The 2,439-nt window shown below is 63.8% G+C and carries 3 protein-coding genes; all 3 read left to right on the forward strand.

Annotated features, from left to right (window positions below):
• Nucleotides 1–1,546: AMP-binding protein (locus L9Z73_RS29105; RefSeq protein WP_247408306.1), on the forward strand; the 1,546-nt coding region annotated here is incomplete at its 5' end.
• 29 nt (nt 1,547–1,575) lie between these two features.
• Nucleotides 1,576–2,019 (forward strand): hotdog fold thioesterase, encoded by a 444-nt coding sequence (locus L9Z73_RS29110; protein ID WP_247408308.1) that lies wholly within the window; start codon nt 1,576–1,578, stop codon nt 2,017–2,019.
• A gap of 97 nt (nt 2,020–2,116) precedes the next feature.
• On the forward strand, nt 2,117–2,439 hold a 323-nt coding region (locus tag L9Z73_RS29115; RefSeq protein ID WP_247408311.1), incomplete at its 3' end, for an alpha/beta fold hydrolase.

Below are 2,439 nucleotides of genomic sequence, written 5' to 3' on the forward strand. Positions count from 1 at the left end.
GACCTGGGGCGAGGTCGGCCACCAGGCCCGCTGCGCCGCCCACTGGCTGCGCGCCAGGGAACTGCCCCAGGGGTCGCACATTGCCCTGATCTCGAAAAACTGCGCGCACTGGATCATTGCCGACCTGGCCATCTGGATGGCCGGGCATGTCTCGGTGCCGCTCTATCCCAACCTCACCGCCGATTCCGTCGCCCATGTGCTGAAGCACTCCGAGGCGGTGCTGGTATTGATCGGCAAGCTCGATGACTGGCCCTCCATGGCGCCCGGGGTTCCAGCCGACGTGCCAACCATCAGCCTGCCGCTGTGCCCGGCGGGCGACTTTGATTTCAGTTGGGCCGACCTGCAAGCCTATTCACCGATCCAGGATGAGCCGCGACCTGCCGCTTCGGACCTGGCCACTATCATCTACACCTCCGGCACCACCGGCCTGCCCAAAGGCGTGATGCACAGCTTCGATGCCTTGGGCTTTGCCGCCACGCGAGGCACCGAATTGTTCGGCCTGGGGGAGGACGACCGGCTGCTGTCGTACCTGCCCTTGTGCCATGTGGCGGAGCGGATGTTTGTGGAGATGGCTGCGATCTATACCGGGCAAACCGTGTATTTCGCCGAAAGCCTCGAGACTTTTCTGGCGGACCTGCGCCGGGCGCGGCCGACGGCGCTGTTCGGGGTGCCGCGTATCTGGACCAAATTCCAGATGGGCGTCTACAGCAAGATCCCGGCAAAGCGCCTGGACCGCCTGTTGCGGCTGCCTTTCATCGGCAAGCGCGTGGGCCGCAAGGTGCTCGCCGGTCTAGGCCTGGACGCGGTACGCATTGCGCTGTCCGGTGCGGCGCCGGTGCCTGAAGCCTTGCTGCGCTGGTATCAGCGTCTGGGGCTTGATGTGCTGGAGGTGTATGGCATGACCGAGAGTTGCGGCTATTCCCATGTGTGTCGTCCCGGCCAGCAGGCGATCGGCTGGATCGGCCTGCCGTGTCCGGGCGTTGAAGTGCGCATCGACCCGCAGGGCGAAGTGCAGGTGCGCAGTGGCGCGACCATGCTCGGCTACTTCAAGGACCCGGAAAAAACCGCCGAAACCCTCACCCCCGACGGCTTCCTGCGCACCGGCGACAAGGGCGAGCAGGACGCCGAGGGCCGGCTGCGCCTGACCGGCCGCCTCAAGGAAATCTTCAAGACCAGCAAGGGCAAGTACGTGGCCCCGGCGCCGATTGAAAACCGCCTGGCCGAACATGCGCGGATCGAACAGGTGTGTGTGGTCGGCGACGGCCTGCCCGCGCCGATGGGCCTGTGCGTGCTGTCGGCGGTGGGGCCGGCGGATGTGCGCCAGGCTTTGCACAGCAGCCTTGAACGCTGGCTGGAGCAGGTCAACGCGGCGCTGGACAAGCATGAGCAACTGCGTCAATTGGTGGTGGTGAAAGACAGTTGGGCGGTGGAGAACGGCTTTCTGACGCCGACCTTGAAGATCAAGCGCAACGTGATCGAATCGACCTACGGCCCACAGTTTCAGGTGTGGAGCGAGCGCACCGAAGTCATTCTGTGGCAGGATTAGGGCCATCATAAAACCAATAGGACAACGGTATGAGCCTGTGGCGCACCCAACCCGATATCGAGCAACTCAACGCCCAGCAGAAAAACACCATCGGTGAGCTGCTGGATATTCGCTTCGAAAGTTTCGACGAAGAGTCCCTGACCGCCAGCATGGTCGTCGATCACCGTACTCATCAGCCCTACGGCCTGCTGCACGGCGGCGCGTCGGTAGTCCTGGCCGAAAGCGTTGGCTCAGTGGCGGCCTACCTGTGCATCGATACGAGTAAGTTCTATTGCGTCGGCCTGGAGGTCAACGCCAACCACTTGCGCGGGGTGCGCAGCGGGCGGGTGACGGCGGTGGCCAAGGCGATTCATATCGGCCGCACCACCCAAGTGTGGGACATCCGCCTGACCAATGATGATGGCAAGTCCAGCTGCGTCTCGCGCCTGACCATGGCTGTGGTGCCCCTGGGCGAGAACCCTCCGGCGCGATAGGCGTGGCGTGAGTGTCATCATTCCTGGCGGTTACGGTCATTGCTGTAACGGCCGGGCGTGGTGACAATCAGTGTCTGTTTTTATAGATGGTACCGGTATGTCGCAGCACGTGTTTTTTGCCCACGCCAATGGCTTCCCTTCGGCCACCTACGGCAAGTTGTTTGCCGGCCTGGCCCCGGAATATGCAGTCGCGCACCTGCCGCAGCACGGCCACGACCCCAGGTTTCCGGTGGACGACAACTGGCAGAACCTGGTCGACGAACTGATCCACCATCTGGAGCAGCAGCCCGAGCCGGTGTGGGGCGTGGGCCATTCCCTCGGCGGCGTATTGCATTTGCACGCGGCCATGCGCTGCCCGCAGTTGTATCGCGGCGTGGTGATGCTCGACTCGCCGGTGCTGACCCGGGCCGACCGCTGGGT

It is taken from the genome of Pseudomonas emilianonis (assembly GCF_023072625.1).
Lineage (GTDB): Bacteria > Pseudomonadota > Gammaproteobacteria > Pseudomonadales > Pseudomonadaceae > Aquipseudomonas > Aquipseudomonas paraveronii.

Excerpts from the sequence above, each read along its gene's own strand:
- L9Z73_RS29110 (WP_247408308.1), top strand. The coding sequence starts at position 1,576 with ATGAGCCTGTGGCGCACCCAACCCGATATCGAGCAACTCAACGCCCAG.